At 69.7% G+C, this 18,351-nt stretch carries 13 protein-coding genes; 4 read left to right on the forward strand and 9 right to left on the reverse strand.

Features of this window, described 5'->3' with window-relative positions:
* Window positions 1-68: 68 nt before the first annotated feature.
* From O7612_RS19260 to O7612_RS19275, 4 genes are all read right to left on the reverse strand, one after another.
* The gene (locus O7612_RS19260) at window positions 69-902 is read right to left on the reverse strand and encodes a hypothetical protein (protein WP_282266221.1); all 834 of its coding nucleotides are present in this window, start codon (window positions 900-902) and stop codon (window positions 69-71) included.
* A 204-nt stretch (window positions 903-1,106) separates the two neighbouring features.
* On the reverse strand, window positions 1,107-2,525 hold the full coding sequence (locus O7612_RS19265; protein WP_282273955.1) for an APC family permease: 1,419 nt from the start codon (window positions 2,523-2,525) through the stop codon (window positions 1,107-1,109).
* A 527-nt stretch (window positions 2,526-3,052) separates the two neighbouring features.
* On the reverse strand, window positions 3,053-3,739 hold the full coding sequence (locus O7612_RS19270) for an N-acetyltransferase (protein ID WP_282266223.1): 687 nt from the start codon (window positions 3,737-3,739) through the stop codon (window positions 3,053-3,055).
* Window positions 3,736-4,968 carry an FAD-binding oxidoreductase gene (locus O7612_RS19275; protein ID WP_282266225.1) on the reverse strand — a complete coding sequence of 411 codons (1,233 nt, stop codon included), beginning with the start codon at window positions 4,966-4,968 and terminating at the stop codon, window positions 3,736-3,738. Before O7612_RS19275 ends, O7612_RS19270 begins: the two co-directional genes overlap by 4 nt.
* A gap of 262 nt (window positions 4,969-5,230) precedes the next feature.
* Here O7612_RS19275 and O7612_RS19280 point away from each other — a divergent pair, with 262 nt between their 5' ends.
* Window positions 5,231-6,868, forward strand: coding sequence for a helix-turn-helix transcriptional regulator (locus O7612_RS19280; protein WP_067315739.1), 1,638 nt, complete (start codon window positions 5,231-5,233; stop codon window positions 6,866-6,868).
* Here O7612_RS19280 and O7612_RS19285 read toward each other — a convergent pair.
* The 4 genes from O7612_RS19285 to O7612_RS19300 all read right to left on the reverse strand — a co-directional run bounded on the left by O7612_RS19285 (window position 6,865) and on the right by O7612_RS19300 (window position 11,067).
* Window positions 6,865-7,365, reverse strand: coding sequence for a GNAT family N-acetyltransferase (locus tag O7612_RS19285; RefSeq protein ID WP_157517691.1), 501 nt, complete (start codon window positions 7,363-7,365; stop codon window positions 6,865-6,867). The genes O7612_RS19280 and O7612_RS19285 overlap by 4 nt on opposite strands.
* A 222-nt stretch (window positions 7,366-7,587) precedes the next feature.
* On the reverse strand, window positions 7,588-10,038 hold the full coding sequence (locus O7612_RS19290) for a tetratricopeptide repeat protein (protein WP_282266231.1): 2,451 nt from the start codon (window positions 10,036-10,038) through the stop codon (window positions 7,588-7,590).
* Between the two features lie 101 nt (window positions 10,039-10,139).
* Window positions 10,140-10,607 (reverse strand): hypothetical protein, encoded by a 468-nt coding sequence (locus tag O7612_RS19295; protein ID WP_157517482.1) that lies wholly within the window; start codon window positions 10,605-10,607, stop codon window positions 10,140-10,142.
* Between the two features lie 268 nt (window positions 10,608-10,875).
* Entirely contained in the window at window positions 10,876-11,067 is a 192-nt protein-coding gene (locus tag O7612_RS19300; RefSeq protein ID WP_067304562.1) for a hypothetical protein, read from the reverse strand.
* A gap of 242 nt (window positions 11,068-11,309) precedes the next feature.
* On the opposite strand from O7612_RS19300, the gene O7612_RS19305 reads away from it, so the two are divergent.
* Complete coding sequence (locus O7612_RS19305) at window positions 11,310-11,609, forward strand: NIPSNAP family containing protein (RefSeq protein WP_282266240.1); 300 nt, start codon at window positions 11,310-11,312, stop codon at window positions 11,607-11,609.
* On the opposite strand, the gene O7612_RS19310 is transcribed toward O7612_RS19305, so the two are convergent.
* Window positions 11,604-15,122 carry a hypothetical protein gene (locus tag O7612_RS19310; RefSeq protein ID WP_067304570.1) on the reverse strand — a complete coding sequence of 1,173 codons (3,519 nt, stop codon included), beginning with the start codon at window positions 15,120-15,122 and terminating at the stop codon, window positions 11,604-11,606. The two genes, O7612_RS19305 and O7612_RS19310, sit on opposite strands and share 6 nt — an antisense overlap.
* Window positions 15,123-15,784: 662 nt before the next feature.
* On the opposite strand from O7612_RS19310, the gene O7612_RS19315 reads away from it, so the two are divergent.
* Window positions 15,785-16,207: an excalibur calcium-binding domain-containing protein gene (locus O7612_RS19315; protein WP_231932592.1), complete on the forward strand. Its 423-nt coding sequence runs from the start codon at window positions 15,785-15,787 to the stop codon at window positions 16,205-16,207.
* 342 nt (window positions 16,208-16,549) lie between these two features.
* Window positions 16,550-18,331, forward strand: a complete 1,782-nt coding sequence (locus tag O7612_RS19320; RefSeq protein WP_282266244.1) for an Hsp70 family protein — start codon at window positions 16,550-16,552, stop codon at window positions 18,329-18,331.
* The last annotated feature ends 20 nt before the right edge of the window (window positions 18,332-18,351 follow it).

Consider the following 18,351-nt stretch of genomic DNA (forward strand, 5'->3'; position numbering starts at 1 on the left):
GACCGGCGTACGGCCGAGATCCGCGGCCTCGGCCAGCCCACACCGACGAGCAGACACCGGGGTGGGGGTCATGCGGGATGTCCCGCGAGGAGGTGCCCGGCGAGCGTGTGGTGCAGCCGGGTCAGCTGCGCCCAGGTGTCACGGGTGATCGGGTCACCCTGGTCGGTGAGGTGTTCATGCGGGTTGTAGTAGGTGCTGCGGTCGGGGTCGAGAGGTTTGGTGCAGCGGACACCGTCCACGCCGATCGGGGCGTGCGGATCCCGGTCGACGTGCAGAGCGGTCCCGTCGGTCAGCAGCACGTAGCACTGACCCTTGAGGTCGAACACCGAGCGGCGGCGGTTGTCGTCGGGGTGGCGCAGGGTCCGGGCGAGTTGCTGCCACCGACCCTGGTCGGAGTCGAGGGTCGTCACCCCCACCCCGACGTAGACGGCCCCGGAGGGCAGGGTCATGTCACCGCCGTTGACCATCGACCCCTGCGGCCCCACCGGATGCCACCGCCGCCCGGCCGCCCCGGCGCGGGTGATGCTGTCGGCGACGACCTCGGTCAGGTCGGCCAGGAGGCGGGGCAGGTGCTGCGACTCCGGGGAGGACAGCCACAGCCGGTAGGCGGTGTGCAGCTGGTAGCCGTGCGGCTGGGCGGGGGCCTCGGAGACGAAGAACAACATCACCCCGTGCGGACCGAGCGCGTCACGCTGCCCGTACCGCTGGTCCGCCTCGAACATGTGCCCGGTGTTCAACCGCTTCGCCCGGTAGACCACCTGCTGCCGCAGATCCGCCCACCAGCGGGCCTCGACCGACACCCCGCCGTCGGGCTCCCCCTGCTGTGGGGAGGGTGACGGGGTCTGCTCGGGCGGGGCCGCGTGGACGGGGACGTCCCGGCGGTACGGTCGCTCGTCGGGCATGCGGTAGTCCGGAGGCGGCGGCTGGATCAGGCGGGGATCTGGCGGGGGTTGGTGGTCTGCCGGTCGGCGAGGGCCGGGCGGTGCCGACAGTCGCGGAGGTTCGGGTCGCCAGGCCGGGTCCAGCGGATCACTGCTGCTGCGGTAACCCGGCGCCACTGGTGTGCGGACGGTGTAGGTCTTCATAGTCGAGCTGATCCTCAGGGCTCAGATGGAAATGTGAAGGGCGTCAGGCACGGCATGGGTCTTCGGAGTGCCGTGACCGATACCGGCATAGACGTCAGGTCGGGTGCGGCGCAGGTGCGCGGCCCACATGCCGCCAGCGGTGGCGGTCGCGGCGAGGACCACCGGCAGCAGCAACGGATACGGCGACCCGGGTACGGCCCCGAGCAGGGAACCGACGTTGCCGACCATCGCGACGAGGACCACCGACCCGCCGAGCACCCCCAACGCGGGTGCGGCCTTCCACTGCCACACCCCGGCCCGCTCACCCCGCACGGACGGTGGAGCGGCCAGCGCGGCGACCGAAGCGGCGAGCAGCAGGCAGAGCAGACCCAACGCGCCGAGGGTCGACAGCCAGGTGAACATCACCGCCACCGGATCAGCCCCGCTGACAGCGAACGCCCCCACGACCAGAGCAGCCACCCCGGACTGGGTGAGGGAGCCACCACGCGGCGCGCGGACCCGAGTCGCGCTCGCGGTCCGGGCGAGACCAGCCGGGAGGACACCCTCACGGGCCATCGCGAACACATACCGGGCGATCACGTTGTGGAACGCCAGCATCGACGTGACGATCGCGAACACCAGCACCACACCGGCGACACCCACCCACGCCGTACCGGCGGGTTCAAGGATGCTGAAGGGCAGCCCGGCCGACGGATCGGCAGCGCGGGTCGCGACGGTCTGCGGGCCGACAGCGACACCCATCGCCCACGCCGCAGCCGCATACACGCCACCCAGGACAAGAACCGCCATGATCGTCGCGCGGCCGATCGACCGGCGATCCACCGCCTCCTCCACGAACGAACCCGGCGCGTCGACACCCATGAACGCGGCCACACACAACGCCACCGCCCCGCCGATCCCCCCGACCGCCAGACCGGAAGCGTGAAACCCCTCCCAGGACACGGCACCATCGGCCGGGGAACCGAGACCCGCCACGACGAACAGCCCCACGACCAGCAACGACACCGCGAGGACCCCACCGAGAACCCAGGTCGACAGCACGATCGCCCGCACCCCGAGCGCCCCGACAACCACCCAGGCGATGCCCGCCCACACCCACCAGGTGCCACCGAGCTGCGCGGCCAGGGTCGCCCCGAACAGGCCGTACAGACTGGTCTGGATCCCGGTGTACGCGACCAGCGCGACCAGGCCGGCGGCCACACCCCAGCCGCGGCTGACCGCGTGGGCGAGGATGCCGTAGTAGGCCGCCGGATGGCCGACCTGGCGGGCCAGCGCGGTGTAGCCGACCATCAGCAGCGCCACCACGGCCGCGACCAGGACGAAGGTGAGGGGCAACGCGGTCACCCGGGTCGTGGCATACGTGGTAACCAGACCACCAGCGAGAACCACCATCGGCGCGGACGCCGCCGCCCCGAAAATCGACAAGCCGGTCGGGGTCATCGTCCGCCGGGCGAGCGCCACCTGCGCATACGGCGTCACCGCTGCCCCCACTACAACGAGTCCGGGCACGACGACTTCCGACAACCCCGCACCGGATGCGCCACCACCTCGTCGGCGCTCGCGGTCACCAGCAACACCGCCGTCGGACGCACCGGCCCACCCCGCCAGTAACCCCGATCCCGGTCCAACCGCCGCAACGCCACATCCGCACGCGACGTGAACCCAAACAGATCATGGGCACCGTCCGGCCACTCCCGCCGGATCGCATACCCCCACAGATCCGCCTCCGACCCCACACCCTCCCCGTCCAAGCTGTCGGGGGTGACAGGCCGGGAACGGGCGGGAGTCAACCAGGGCGGCAACCACCGACCCAACTCACGCCGACGCGGCGGAAACATGACCACCGGACGATCGACAACAACCACCATGAGACAAGCCCTCCTTCGGAAACGGGTACACAGGGACGACCGGCGGGCCACACGGCCAACACCAGCTACAAATCGGGAAAGCGCCCTACCGGGGCACGCTCAGCAAGGACCAGGCAGTGAAGAAACACGCCGGCCACGCAGCAAGGTCACCCCACGACGCAACCGGACCCGAGGAGGAAACCCACCACACGACCGGCCGGCGTCGGGGGCAGGACGCCACATCCGCCACAGGGCCGGACCACCCGGCTCCAGCCCGATCGGCAACCTCGGCGCATAGCCACACCCGGCCAACACCCCCTCCCGAGGACGACCACCCAGGCACTCCGCAAACGCCGGAAGCCCCTCAATGTCGAGAACCCGGTGACAGGCGGCCAACAACACCCGCACCGCATCCTCGCGACCAGGGCAAATGGCGAGGTGCGCGAGATACGCATGCGGGACCGGCGGCACCACCGCATCGAGATACGCATGCCACAACGCGAACCGCGACGCATACGCGCCGAGCGTCCGGTGCAGGTCATACATCCACCCCGCCGACGGCACCGGCACCTCCACCCGCCGGAACCACACCGCCACCACCGACCGATCCCCCGTCGTGTCGACCTGGCCGTGCCGCAACCCCCACGACACCAGCAACCGCGCATACCGCCACAGCACCTGAGGGCGCTCGGTGGCCTCCGGCACCAACCAGCCGCCAACCGGCCCGACCGACAGGGACTCCGCCACCAGCGACGACAGCACATCGAGGTCCACCTCCGACGCCCGGCACACCACGACCCGCGTCACGGCACATCCCCCGCCCGACGATCCTCCCCGGCCTCGCCGCCGGCCACTTCAGCGACCACCGTGTCAGCGTGACGTTGCCGCGACGCCCACGACACCACGTCGAAGCCATGCCGGAACGTCACCGCCAGACGCAGATCCTCAGAGGCCACCCCACCGACCAGCAACCAGGTACGGGCTTCCTCGATCAACTGCGGCGGACCACACACCACCACGGCCCGACCCGGCTCATAGTGGAGCAACACCGCACCCAACAAACCACCCGCCGCCAACGGATCAACACCCTCATCACCGGACACCAACACCACCGACAACCAACCGCCATACGCCCGCCGCAACCCCTCCAACCCCGCCATCTCACATAAAGCCGACAGGTCACGGGCACCGACCACCAACGTCACCCGCCGCCGCACCCGCGACGCGGCGAGCTGCTCCACGACCGCCCGCAACGGCGCAAGCCCCGTACCCCCGGCAACGAGCAGCAGATCCGCGTCACCGACGGTCGCCGCCGACAGGCCCACCTCACACGGCGGCCCCAACCACAGCGACTCCCCCACCGCCACCTGCCCGACCAGCACCGGTGAGACGGCACCACCGGGAATGGCACGAACATGGAACTCGACCGTCCCGTCCACACGCGGCGCGTTCGCCGGAGACAACCACCGCCACCGACCCGGCAACCGCGGCGAACACACCGGCAACGCCTCCCCTGCCACGAAGTGCAGCCGCCGCACCGGACGCACCGACACCACCGCAAGATCCGCACCCGCCGACACCACCGACTCCACCACACCGAACGTCACCTGCGGACCATCGCCCAGCATCTCGGCGGACTGCTCGGCCAAACCCAGCACCCGGAGACAGCCCTGCTCCCACACCCGGGCCGACTCCGACCCCCACGACTCCCCCGCGAACCGCCGCACCGTATCCACCACCGCCGCCGCGACCACCGCCCCATCACCCGGAAGCAGGTCGAACCGCTGGTACAGCCGGCCCAACACCACCAGCCCAGCCCGATACGCAGCAGGATCACCCCCACGCGCAATCAACTCCACCACCGTCGAGAAGAACACCGCCGCAAGCCGCCGCGGAAGAAACCGCACACCCCGAAGCAGCAGGAACGACCAGAAGTACGCCGCTGCTCGCTCATGATCAGCGGCAGCACCGGTCAGCGACTGGGCAAGATCAGGCGCGGGCATGAACCACTTCCTTCGGTGGATCGTCACGTCCACCCCTTTCGACGCTGGCATCGGACAACACCTCCCGCACCACCGCAGGTCCGCCTCCTTCGCAATGCACAGAAGGCGCGGAACCACGGTCGCTCGGCAACGGCATCCACGATCATTTACGTGGTCCCCATGCCGCCACCTGTGATCGTGGGGAGATTTCCTTACCGCCGATTCCCCGTGTCGCGGGGAAGTTACATAGACGGCCCGAATTGCGTACGGTGGTGCAGCAGCATCGACGGGCACGGCTGACGCGGAAGGGCCGCACATGACCGACGGGAATCCCGAAAGCCTGCGGCAGCAACAAACGCGCCTCGCCGCCGAACTACGGTCAGCGGGAAGAACATGGGTCGAGACCGCCGACGTCTTCCGCGACAGGTTCCGCCTCAACCCCCGCGTCGCGCTGCGCGTCGTTCGCGGATGGAGCCAGGCGAAAGCCGCCGAGGAATGGAACCAGCGCTGGCCCAACGAACCCAAGTCGTTCAAGAGCTTCTCGTACTGGGAGATCTGGCCCGGCAAGGGCGGCTACTCACCCTCCCAGGACAACCTGGCCCGCCTCGCCGAACTCTACGAATGCAGCGTCGCCGACCTCCTGGCCGACCTACCGAGCTTCCGCCACCTCGACTCCGCCACCGCATCGACTCCCGTCACGACCGAGGGGGTGAAACCCGGGCTCGCAGGTGAAATCATGGTGCCCAGCGAGGCAGAGATCCTGCTTCGTGACCTGCTCGGTCGACGCCCCAACGCCGACGCGGACGCCCCGCCACAAGCGGAAGCCGCCGGCCTGTACCGCCGACCCGAGGAGGTCAACTTCGCAGAGTTGGCGCAGGTCATCACCATGTGGATGCAACGAGTACCCCACCCCCAGACCCGACGCGACCTCCTCGGCAAACTCACCGCCGCACTGGCCGTCGCCGCGACAGCGCCCCTGACCGAGTTGACAGGCTTCACCGACAGCGCCACCGCCGCACCCACGCTCACCGATCCCGCACGGTTCGAGCCGGCCACCCTCGCGCACTGCGAAGCCATGATGCCCAACCTGCGTAAACAGGGCGACGTCCTCGGCGCTGCCGCCACCCTCCCCACCGCCCTGGCCTACCGACGCCTCGCCGAACAACAGGCCAAAGCCGCACCCCACGGCCCCCACCGCGACCACGCCATCGCCACCTACGCCGAACTCACCCAACTCGCCGGGTGGCTCTGCTTCAACACCGGCGACTACCACACCGCCCAACGCCTCTACGACGACGCACGCACCGCCGCCCACGACGCCCGCGCCGTCGAACTCGTCACCTACATCCTCTGCACCATGAGCCACCTCGCCACCTGGCAAGGCAAACCCCGCATCGGCATCGACCACGCCGCAGCCGCCTCTGCCTGGGCCGACCAGACCAGCAGCCCCTACGCCCGCGCCTACGCCGCCGACGTCACCGTCCGCGCCCTCACCGCCGACAACCAAAACCACCAATCCAAACAAGCCCTCGACCGCGAGTACGCCGCCCTGCAAGCAGCGTTGGCCGACCAGAGCCCCAGCCAGTCCTGGTGGTACTTCTACGACGAGTCCTTCTACTGGGCCACCAATGCCCAGAACGCACTGAAGTTCGACGGAGCTGATCGAATCATGGCAGCAACCGAGAAAGCCCTCAAGATCAGCGACCAAGGCAATCTCCACGAGCGCTCGTTCCGCCTGCTGTATCGCGCGGAGGCGTTCGCGCAACAGCAGAACATCGGTGTCGCCTGCCAGACCATCTCCGAAGTCGTGGAGCTGACCTCGGTGAACTCGACCCGCCGTATCGAACAGCGAGTGCAGCAACTGCGGCGCGGACTCGACCCGTGGAAGCGCACCCGAGCGGTACGGGAACTCGACCAGGCAATCAACGCCTACCGCTCGCCACCCCTCACCTAACGCAGGGGGCGCACAAACTTGACGTACTCCCGGTAATAAGCACCGGGACCTCCAGGAACGACACCAACCCGCTGCCAGCCCCACCCCTCATAGAGCGCATGAGTACCGGTCGCGGCAGGGTTGGCCGACAGCGTGGCGCGTTCCTCACGCCGTCCCCTCAGGAACGAATCATGCAGGCCGCGCCCGATCCCCCGACCCTGCCATGCCTTACGTACCTCGATCTCGGCCAGGACCACCGTGCGTTCGCCACCCCGCTCGTCGGTGAACCCCTCCTCCGGAGCCGGCTGAAGCCCCGCGAACCAGTCCCGGTCCTGCCGCAGGCTGTACCCGAAGACGAACCCCACCAGCTCGTCCCCCGCCCGCGCGGTGACCAGCTCGTAGTTCCGCGCACCCAGCGCCGCCGTGGCCCGCCCCCGGAACGCGTCAACCTTGACCGTCGCGTCCTCGCCAGGAACCTGCCCGTAGGCGTCCGCGTAGACCTCACACAGCTCATCCATCAACCCGCCAGCAGCCTCCGCACCGAGGCGGGCAAACGTCACATCGCTCACGCCCACCACCCTACGGATACCCCCGCACGCCGTCCTTCCCCGCGCCACGGGGAACTACGCTGAGCAAGCGCCGACGATTCTCGCCGGTCTTTGCGCCGTGCCGGGCTTTTCGACAGACGTCGCTATGAATTCCTACCTCGTCGAGGGTTGGAGTCGAAGCAGAAACAACCGTCACCCTGGGTCCGCGCCACCGCCGGTAGCCGCGTCGAGCTGCTGGCGCAGTTCTGCGGCCTCGTCGGCCCGGCCCAGTCCGTCCAGGATATCGGCGAGGGTCTGGTAGGCGGCGAACAGCCGCTCGGCGAACACGGCCGGCAGCTGTTCGGCCAGAGGCCCGTAGATGGTGATCGCCTCGGTGGTCGCTTCCAGCGCCTCGACGAAGTTGGCCTTCACGTTCACGTACACCCACCCGTACGCCCATAACGACGTCGCGAGGTCAGGTAGGTAGGCGGCAGGATTAACCTCCGCCAACCGCCGACGGATCGTGACAGCCTCCTCGCTGGAAACCAGCGCCTCCTCCCGCCGACCCAACTCAGACAGCAGAACGCCGAGGTTGTTCAACGACCCCGCGAGGTCAGGCAGGTAGGCGGCAGGATTAACCTCCGCCAACCGCCGACGGATCGTGACAGCCTCCTCGCTGGGAATCAGCGCCTCCTCCCGCCGACCCAACTCAGACAGCCAGATGCCGAGGTTGTTCAACGACCCCGCGAGGTCAGGCAGGTAGGCGGCAGGATTCACCTCCGCCAACCGCCGACGGATCGTGACAGCCTCCTCGGCGGGAGCCAGCGCCTCCTCCCGCCGACCCAACCCGGACAGCCGAACGCCGAGGCTGTTCAACGACATCGCAAGGTCAGGCAGGTAGGCGGCAGGATTCACCTCCGCCAACCGCCGACGGATCGTGACAGCCTCCTCGCTGGAAACCAGCGCCTCCTCCCGCCGACCCAACTCAGACAGCAGAACGCCGAGGCTGTTCAACGACCCCGCAAGGTCAGGCAGGTAGGCGGCAGGATTCACCTCCGCCAACCGCCGATAGATACCGGCGGCTTCCTCGGCGGGGGGTAGGGCTTGGTCGCGGAGGCCGGCGTTGGCCAGTCGCCACGCGTGGGTGGCGTGTAGGCGGGCGTGCGCAGCGGGGTCGGTAGTGGCGGCCAGCCGGTGCGGGGTGAGGGCGGTGGTGATGGCGGCGGCGGCGATGTCCAGGTCGACGTGCCGGTCAGTGGGCAGAACCCCGGCGATGGCGTCAAGGACATCGCGGTCGACACCCGGGATGGTGGCCAGTCGGGTGATGGAGGTGCCGCCGGCGGCCAGAGCCAGGTGTGGGTGTGTGCGCAGGACGGGGTACAGGATGTCGGTGGCCACGTGGTCCCAGCGGCGGGCAGTCTCCACCAGCACCGTGACGGCGTGCGCTGCCCACGGCGGCGGATCGGTGTCGAAGCGCAGCAGCTGCTCGACGGCGGCAGCGGCCCAGTCGTCGCTGTCCCAGCCGTCTTCGTCTCCGGTGTGCCGGTGGCCGGGTGTGGACAGGGCGATCAGGTCTTCGCCGAGCCGGTCGGGCTGCAACGCCTGGAAGACGGTGCGATCGTCCTCGGGTGGGTAGGAGAACCGGTGGTCGTCGATGATCGTGGTGGCGGCGGGTGCGGTGAGCCCGACCCGGTGCAGCAGGTCGGTGGCGGTGTCGCGGGGCACGGCGGCGGTGAGGGTGGCCAGATACACCGTGCGGCCCATCACCTCTGGTGGTGTCTGGCGCGGCTCGACCGGGCGGTGGTGCAGCGCGTACCAGTGGTCACGCTCGCGGTCCAACAGATACGACGACAACGCGTGCGGCCCGGTCGGCGCTGTCGTGTTGCGGCGGTGAGCGTCGACGGCGACCAGGGCCGCCATGTGCACGGACAGCACCTGCCGGAACGCGTCTTCGGCCAGGTTCGGCGGCGGTCGGAGCCGGTCGGCGTCGGTGACGTCCATTGCGGTGGCGAACCGGTCACGGGCCTGCCGGAACAACACCCCCCGGTCGACCTGTTCCCCCAATGGCGGCAGCGGCTGGCTGGTGGCCTCGACCTGGTGGTCGCTGCGCAGCCGGTTGCGCAGCGCCGGCCACCATGCCGTGGTGGAGCGGGCCAGCAGCAACACCCGCACCGTGACGCCGGCCTGCACGTTCATGCTCTTCAGGTGGGTCAGCAGGCTCTGTAGATGGGACACCGGCCACCGGTCGGCGTAGTCGGCGACGACCAGCAGCCCACCGCCGGCAGGCAGGTCCATCCGGTAGCCGCCGGTGAACTCCGGCTCGTGCAGCACCCGCCACACCGTCCACCCGGCCTGCGCGCACGCGTCGGCGACATGCCCCGCCATCCGGGTCTTTCCCTGCCCTCCGGCAGCGTGGAGCAGCCGCACCAGCACCCCACCCGGCCGACCCATCCACTGCGCCACCTCGGCGAGATCGCTGTCACGTCCGACGAACGGCACCACGCGATGCTGGGCCAACAACAGCTGGCTCGGACGCTGCCGCGCCTGCTCCACGGCCACCGTCTCCACCGTCGTGGGGAACGCCTCCGCCCGGTACGGCGGCCGAGCAGTGGTAATCGTGACGTCGCCGCCCACCCCCGACACCATGATCACATCACCGAACACGACCACGTTGTCGAGCCGCTGACCACCCGTCGACCCCGACCCGCTCGCCGGCTCAGGCGCCGCCCCCGCCGACCCCGGCGGCCCTGGCCACATGGGCAGGGTCACGAGCTGATGTCCGCGTCGCCGTCGACCCCGCGAATGATCCGGATCGCGCCGGTGGCGCGCACATCACGTACCTCCTGCTCGCCCGGCACCACCGGCGGCACCGATCCCGGCATCTGTCCGGCCGGGCCAGCCGGTGGGGTGGTCACCGACGGCGGCGCGGTTCCCACCCGCAGGTTGCCGCGCACCGTGTCAACCACATCCACGTCACGGCCGGCGTCCAACCGTTCGACTCGCTGCGGCCCCGCCACCGGTGCCTGCGGCGATGGCGGGCCAGGGGCGGGTCGGCCGGACACGATTCCCCACACCGTCGCGGACAGCGCGGCGATACCGACGAACAGCCCGATCACACTGGCGTACTTGTCCGCGTCGTCCAGTCCGGCCACCACCAGGAACACCGCCAGGCCACCCAGGACCACTCCTACCCCGACCCCGCCGAGCACCCTCACCCAGTTCCAACCCGTCACCCTCTCATCATCAACTGCCACTCCCACCACGGCACCCCCGCACCCGGTCGCCTACCCGACACCGGCAGGCCGGTGGGCAGTCGGGTGACCGGTCCGACGATCGGTGGTGGGATGGCCCAGCTTCGTGGGGTGAGCGGCGGTGCTGGGTGCCCTGCGCCGCCCCAGGGGTCGGCGGGTCGTGGGGCAGACGTGGGCTTGCGCGGTAGATGGCTTCCTGGGCGCAGGCGCGAGCGGCTTCATGCGGTGGTCAGGTGCCGGTACGGGGCGGTCATTCGCCGGCTGACTCTCGGGCGGCCTGGTACGCGGCGATGGCGGCCTGCCGGCGAACGCTGGCCTCCGCGATGGCCTGGGCGACCCGGTCGGATCGACGCAGCGGGTTGCGGGGCGGCGGGGGCACGTTTGCCGGGTGGACGCTGCGGGTGCCGTCCGGCTCGGGCCGGGTGGGGTCGCTTTCGATCACCCGCAGGTGGTCCGGTCGGCTTGGGTCGTCGAGGGTGGAGTCGGGGTCATGGAATCGACTTTCCGTTCCGGTGTCCGTACGCCAGCAGCGGTCATGAGTGCCCGACGGGCGGATCTTCTCGATCTCATGCTGTCCGCTCTCTACCGTTATGCGCCGCCCTGGATCTGAGTCGCCTCCGGATCGGCGGGTTCGGTTATGGTCGGTGACAGAGGGCTCGGCACGGCTTTGGTGGGGGTGGTGGCATGGCGAGAACGGTGCAGATCCGTATCTATACTGTCCGGGCGGGGCTGCTCGACGAGTGGGTGGACCAATGGCAGCGCCTGGTCGTGCCGCTGCGGCGTGATCTTGGTTTCGGCATCCACGGTTCCTGGAAGGACGCTACGCGGAGTCAGCACATCTGGGTGATCTCCCATGACGGGCCCGAGTCGTTCGAGGAGGCCAATGCCGCTTACTGGGCCTCGGACCGCCGCAAGACGCTGGGGCTGGACCCGGGCGACTACCTGGTGGATGAAGAAGCCCGTGAGGTCGAGCAGACGCTATGAGTTCCCGCTGCCCGGAAGCAGGTGGGTTCGCCGCTCGTCGTCGGTGAGCGCGCGGAACACCCGGGTGCGGGCTCGGGTGGTCAGCTCGTCCGGGTCGACGGAGTCGGCCCATACACGGGCGGTCCCGTCGGCCGAGCCGGTGACGACGTGGGCTCCGTCGGGTAGCCATGCCAGGCTGGTCACGCCGTCGCGGTGGACACCGATCACCTCACCCTGGTTGTCGTCGACGTCCCAGACCTGGACGGTACGGTCGTCGGAGCCGGAGGCCAGCCGTTGGCCGTCCGGTGCCCAGGCCACCGCGCGGACCCGCTTCTCATGACCGCTGAGCACGAGGGGACGGTCGGTGCCGGTGAGGTCCCAGACGCGGATGGTCCAGTCGGCGGAGCAGGTGGCGAGTCGGTGTTCGTCCGGTGCCCAGCTGAGTCCGTCGACGTAGTTCTGGTGCCCGGAATGGACGGTGCTGTCGCCGGGGTGTTCGATGTCCCAGACACGCACGGTCCGGTCGTCGGAGCCGGACGCGAGATAACGACCGCTCGGTGACCATGCCAAGGCACTCACCCAGTCGGCGTGGCCGCGCAGCACGCCTGCGGAACTGCGGGTGTGGATGTCCCACACCCGCACGGAGTTGTCCTTGCAGCCGGCCGCCAACCGCGATCCGTCCGGGGACCAGGCCAGCGACTCGGCCTCGCCGTCGAGACGTACGTCGTCGTCGGTGCCGATCAGGTGAACCGCACCGTCGCGCAGGGCGACGGCCAGTGTGTCAGCCGTCGGTGAGCAGGCCAGTGCCACCACCGGCTCGGACCAGCTCGACACCACGGCGGTGCCGTCCGGCTGCCAGACCCGCACGGTACCGTCGGCGCCCCCGGTGACGATCCGCGCCGTGCGGTCGAGCACCAGGGCGGTGACCGGCCCTTCGTGGCCGGTGAGCACCTGCTGTTCGGCCCCGCGTGGTTGGATCGTCCATATCCGGGCGGTGCCGTCACCCGAGCCGCTGGCCACCCGTCGCCCGTCGGGCGACAGGGCGACGGACCAGGCCACCTGCGCGTGTCCGCGTAGTGCGGCCACCTCCCGCAACCGTCGTACGTCCCAGACGTGGATGTTGCCGTCGCCGGTGGCGAGCACGATCGTGCGGTCGTCCGGTGCCCAGGCGACCGACCACACCGGTGCGCCCTGACTACCGATCACGTGCCGGGTCTCGCCGGTCGTCACGTCCCACACCCGGACGGTCTGGTCACCGGACCCGGTGACGAGCCAAGTACCGTCGGGAGACCAGGCGACGGCCTCGACGAAGTCGCCGTGTCCCGTCAGCCGCTGCTCGGGGCGGCCGGTCGTGAGGTCCCAGACGATGACGGACCGGTCGTGGGAGGCGGACGCCAGCCGTTGCGAATCGGGAGCGAACCGCAGACCCCACACGTCACCCTCGTGGCCGAGTAGACGGGTGGTGAGCTGCCAGGTCGTGGTGTCCCACACCTGCACCGCCTGGTCCCGGCTCGACCCGCCCAGAAGCGAGCCGTCCGGTGACCACGCGACCCCACGGGCCACCTCACCGCAGGGCAGCACAACGACCGTAGCCGCTGTGGCGGCGTCCCACACCCGGACCGTGCCGTCCCGGGAGGCGGTGGCCAGCCGGCGGGCATCCGGCGACCAGTCGACGGCCTCCACCATCCCGGAGTGCCCCCGCAGCACTCGCACCACCGTGCCCGTGTCGGCATGCCAGATCCGGGCGGTGCCGTCCCGCGACCCGGTGGCCACGTGCGCGCCGTCCGGCGACCACGCGACCCCTCGGACAGCGTCTGTGTGTCCGGCCAGCACCGCCTCGGTGTGGCTGAACGCCAGCGCAGCCATCAACGCGCGACGCGCGACCGGTGTGGGCGGGCATTCCCGCAGCGCGGCCGACGTCAACAACACCGCCAACTCCGGGAACCGGTCCACGTTGCCGAGCGCGAACCGGCCGATCGTTTCCGACACCCGATGTAGGAACGCCGTGTCCCTGCTCCGCGACGCGTCCACCAGCGCACGAGCGGCCGGGCTGTCTTGGCCGGCCGACTCCATCGCCTCCAGCCAATGGCCGGCCAACGCCAACCGATCCCCGGTCAACAGGTAGTCGCCGCTACGACCGGCATGCACCCAGTCCGCCGCCCACCGCTCCAACTCGGTACGCCGCCGCAACTGCTCCGCCCGCGCTTGCACCTGCTGCCGCAGCGGCACCCACCGACGGAACAACGCCTCATGCGCCACCTGCACATACGGTTCACCGTCAAGCACATCGGTGGTCAGCAGCCGCGCATCAGTGAAGACATCGAGCACTCGCCGTTGCTCAGCGGACAACTCCCGCAACGGCACCCGACGACGGGTCGGCTCGACACCGTCCATCGCCACCAGCCGCAACAGGGTGGCCAGGACATCGTCGGTGCTGCTGTCACGACGTACCTCCGCCAGCACCACGTCGGCCTGCCGGCCCAACGCCCCCGCTACTCCCCCGAGCGCCTGGTATGCCTGACGCGTGGCCACCCGGCCCGGACCGGCCGCGAGGTACAGCTCCTGGAGGAGGTACGCCAGCAGCGGCAACGCATCCGGCGTGGCCGTATCGGCGACGATCTGATCGACAAGGCCGTCCTCGAACCGCATTCCGGCGAGTTGGGCAGGCTGCTCAACGACCGTGACGAGATCCGCCGGGCGCATGGTGCCCAACGCCACCGGGTTCGCGAACAGCTCCGGATGCGACCCCGCAAGCAGGTCGGCGAGGAACTCGACCCGGATCGTCGCCAGAACCCAGACCCGACGGTCGGCCTCCAAAAGGGCGGCGACCTGCCCCAGGAAGGCGGCCCGCTCGGCGGCACTGGACAAGGTGACGAGTTCTTCGAGCTGGTCAAGAGTCAGCAGGACACGTCCACGCCGATGCCCCGTTCGGGTCCGCCACGCCGCCACCTGACGGGCGAGGCCATCGGGACGGGTCCGCACCTCACGCAACGCGGAAGCCCGGTCCGCGGCGCCCAGCGTGACCGCCAGGTCAGCGAGACCACCCAGCGGCTCACCCGCCGGGGTGACCGCCGGCAACACCTGCCACCGGTCCCCACGTAGGCGAGGAACGACCCCCGCATGTACCAACGACGACTTGCCACTGCCAGACGCCCCCGTGACACAGCGGAACCGGTCAGCCCCCTCCACACCCAACTCGTGCAGCCGTCGCACCAGCTCCGTGACCTGCTCGCCTCGGCCGAAGAACACCGACGCGTCCTGCTCGGTGAACGCGGACAGCCCGGGATAGGGACTGCGATCCGCCCGCCACACCGGCCGAGGGCTACGCGGCGCCTGCCACCACAACACCAGGCCGTTACCGACAATCAGCACCACCAACAAGATGATCAACGCCGGACCGGCGGCCCCACGGATGCCGGCAGCCAGCGGCGACGACTCATCGTTGGCGAAGAAGTTCGCCGTGATCTCCAGCAGGACCGCGATGATCAGGAGCGACAGCTGGAGGAAGATCGGTGGACGTCGACTCGGCCGCACCAACCCACCCCCAGCGATGATCTGATGACACCACGTTAACCGGTGCGTGCTCCCGTCAGCAGACCGGCATCGTCCACATCAATGCCATACGGACACTCCGATGTGTATGAGTTTGTCGAGGCGTGAGGACGCCCAGTCCGGCATCGCACACCTGCCTGTCCGGCTCACCGCAGGCCAGGCCAAGAAACGTCTGCCCCGAGTCCCGCCAGGTGAACCTTAACGATCTATACATACGTCGGTGCACTTCGATGTCCAGGTCAGCGTGTGCCGTCACGGCTACGGGCGGGGAGACGGTTCCACGGTCCGGCCAATACGCCGCCGCTTTGCTGGCGGGCCGGCAGCAACGGCACGACCGGAAAAGCAGTCGGCGGCGGCCCGCTCGCCCGGCAGGCGATGTTACTGCCGATGCCGTGGTCCGGAGATGGAACGCAGATCCCGCGCGCTGCGGGGTCGCCGCCACCGGACCCGCAGTCGTCTACTCGACAGACGCCCGTCTAAACGGACCATCCCGCCACCTCGACCACCACCAGCACACTCGGCCGGCAACGAAAGCACTCACCACCAAACAAACCATCGGCATCACCCTCGCCGGACTACTCGGCGTGTGCTGCTGCGGCAGCAGCCTTATGGGCGCATTCAGCGACAACGACGAAACGAAGCCGGTGTCAGCGCCGACCGTGTCCGCGACGGTGGAGGTACGGAAGCTCGGCGGGGCACTCGCCACCGTCAGCCCCACCCCTGCCGACACGCCAACCCCAACCCCGAGCCCGACCCCGAAGAAGACCAGCAAGCCGAAGCCTGCTCTCTACTACAAGAACTGCGACGCGGTCAGGGCGGCCGATGACGCCCCGTTGTTCGAGGGGGATCCCGGCTACCGGCCCGAGTTAGACCGGGACGGCGACGGGGAAGCCTGCGAACCGGGCGGCGGCAACGGCGACCTGGGCGGCTACGACGACACCAACGGCAACGTGTACTACGCCAACTGCACGGCGGTACGAGCGGCAGGTGCGGCCCCGATCCGACGCGGCGACCCCGGGTACTCACGGAAACTGGACCGGGACGGCGACGGGATTGGCTGCGAATAGTCCCAGGCCGGTTGCAGAGGATGGTGTTCGCCAACTCAGAACCCGTCAGCGACCGCAACGCAGTCCCTCCGCCTTCAGTGCCCAGTCCACCCCCTGAGCGAACTGGCCACCGTCGTCACCTCCACGCGCACCTGCCGAGACCGCCCCGCTCTCCCCTTCGGACTCAGGCGGAGGGGTTCCACGAGCCGGACCAGCCTTGATTCTCGTGCGTGATCAGGAGGTGACTTGAATGGGCATTCATGTTTGACTACGTGCATGGGGGCGGGGGGAGCGCGGCTGTCGATCGACTGCGGTAGCGCGAGCACCGTGGCCGTGTTGGCGTGGGCTGATAGTGGGGCTTCGGTGTTGCCGTTCGATGGCCTGCCGTATCTGCCCAGTGGCCTGTTCCTGGCCGAGGGCGGGCAGGTGTGGACGGGGCGGAGGGCGTGGCAGGCCGCCGAGGCGCAGCCGCACCGGTTCGTATCGAATCCAGGTCGTACCGGCGATGGCGAGTCGGTCGTCGACGGCGCTGAGGCGGTGGAGTTGGCGGCGGCGCCGTTGCGGCGGGCTGCTGCGGAGGCCGAGGGTGTTGTTGGTGAGCCGGTGCGGGATGTGCGGTTGGTGGTGCCGGCCGGGTGGGGGCCGCGTCGGCGTACCTGGATGCGACAGGTCGCGCACCAGGCAGGTCTCGGGCAGCCGCGCCTGGTGGAGGCTCCGGTGGCCGTCGCGGAGCACCTGGTGGCCACCGGTGTACGGCTGACGGTCGGATCCTTCGTTGTCGTGTGTGATGTCGGCGCGGGTGCCGAGGTGACGGTGCTGCGCCGAGGCCCGGCAGGGTTCGAGGTCCTCGCCACGCTCGCCGACCCTGCAGCCGGTGGTGCTGCCGTCGACCTGGCATTGACCTCTGCTGTGCTCCACGGCCGGGAGGTACCTGCCGGCGGTATGGGCCAGTGGACGATGGCGGAAACCGTCCGGGTCGCGAAGGAAACCCTAGGATCGCACCCGGCGGTAACCGTGCCGGTCGCCGGCCACCACCCGGTGATCGCGGGCCGCGCCATGCTCGACGCCGCCGCCCAGCCGGTTGTACGACGGGTCGCGGAGTTGACCCAGCAGTGCATCGCCGCCGCCGAACTGACCCCCGGCGACCTCGCGGGAATCTACTGCGTCGGGGGCAGCGCCCAACTTCCACGCTTGGACACCGCCATCGCCGAGCACACAGGGATCGCTCCAGTGCTGGTGGCGGAGCCTCAACTCGTCGGAGCGCGGGGCGCCGCCGAGGTGGGCGCTCCCGCAGCGGGGGTGACCGCGGTGGAGGTGCCGGTGCCGCCGATCCAGCGGGCCGTCGCTATCGCGGTGCCCGGCCTCGCGTCCCTGGCGCTGCTGTGGCAGGCGCTGCTGACCGCCGAACGCAACAACACCCTGAGCGTGCACTACTACGTCCTGTTCAACCTGGGCGAGTTGACGATGGCAGCGGTGTTCGCGCTGGTGGCCTGCATCGCAGCCGGCACCGTCCTCGGCTCGTTGATCGCCGCCCGCAGCCCCACCCCCGAACTACGCACCGAAGGCGGGAAGGTCAGCATCGGCATCCTCGCCGGGGTCTCCCTCGGCGTCGCCATCGCCGCCCTCTACGCCGTCGTCATCAGCCAGTACTTCGGCCTACCCCTGCGCGGCTTCCTGACCTGGGCACTCTGGCCGATTGCCCCCACCGCCATCCTCGCGGTGGTCATGGCGATGATGGCCGCCCGACAATGGCGTACACCCTCCGGCGGCTGGTCCGCGCTCCTGGCCACACCGACCGGCTCGGTCGTCACCGCCGCTGTGGGCATGGGACTCATCCAGTACGCGCGCACCGCCGACCGATGGCCGCACCTGGTGGTGTGGATCGACCTCACCGCCCGCATCGGCGGGCTCCTCCTCGGTATCGGCATCGTCATGGCGCTCGTGACACCACTGATGTTCCGGATCGTGCTCGCCGCCCCGGTAGCGGTGATCAGCGCCGCGATCGTCACCGGACAATCCACCGGCATCCTCGGCGTCAGCTACGCCATAGCCATCACCGTCTGGTGGGCAGCACGCGTGTGGACCCGCCTCCTCCACCCCGCCACCGGCCCCACCGCCCTCAGCCCACCAGGTCGAGGCGGATGACATGCGCTGGCCACGACAGT

The organism is Micromonospora sp. WMMD987 (assembly GCF_029581435.1).
Classification (GTDB): domain Bacteria; phylum Actinomycetota; class Actinomycetes; order Mycobacteriales; family Micromonosporaceae; genus Micromonospora; species Micromonospora rifamycinica.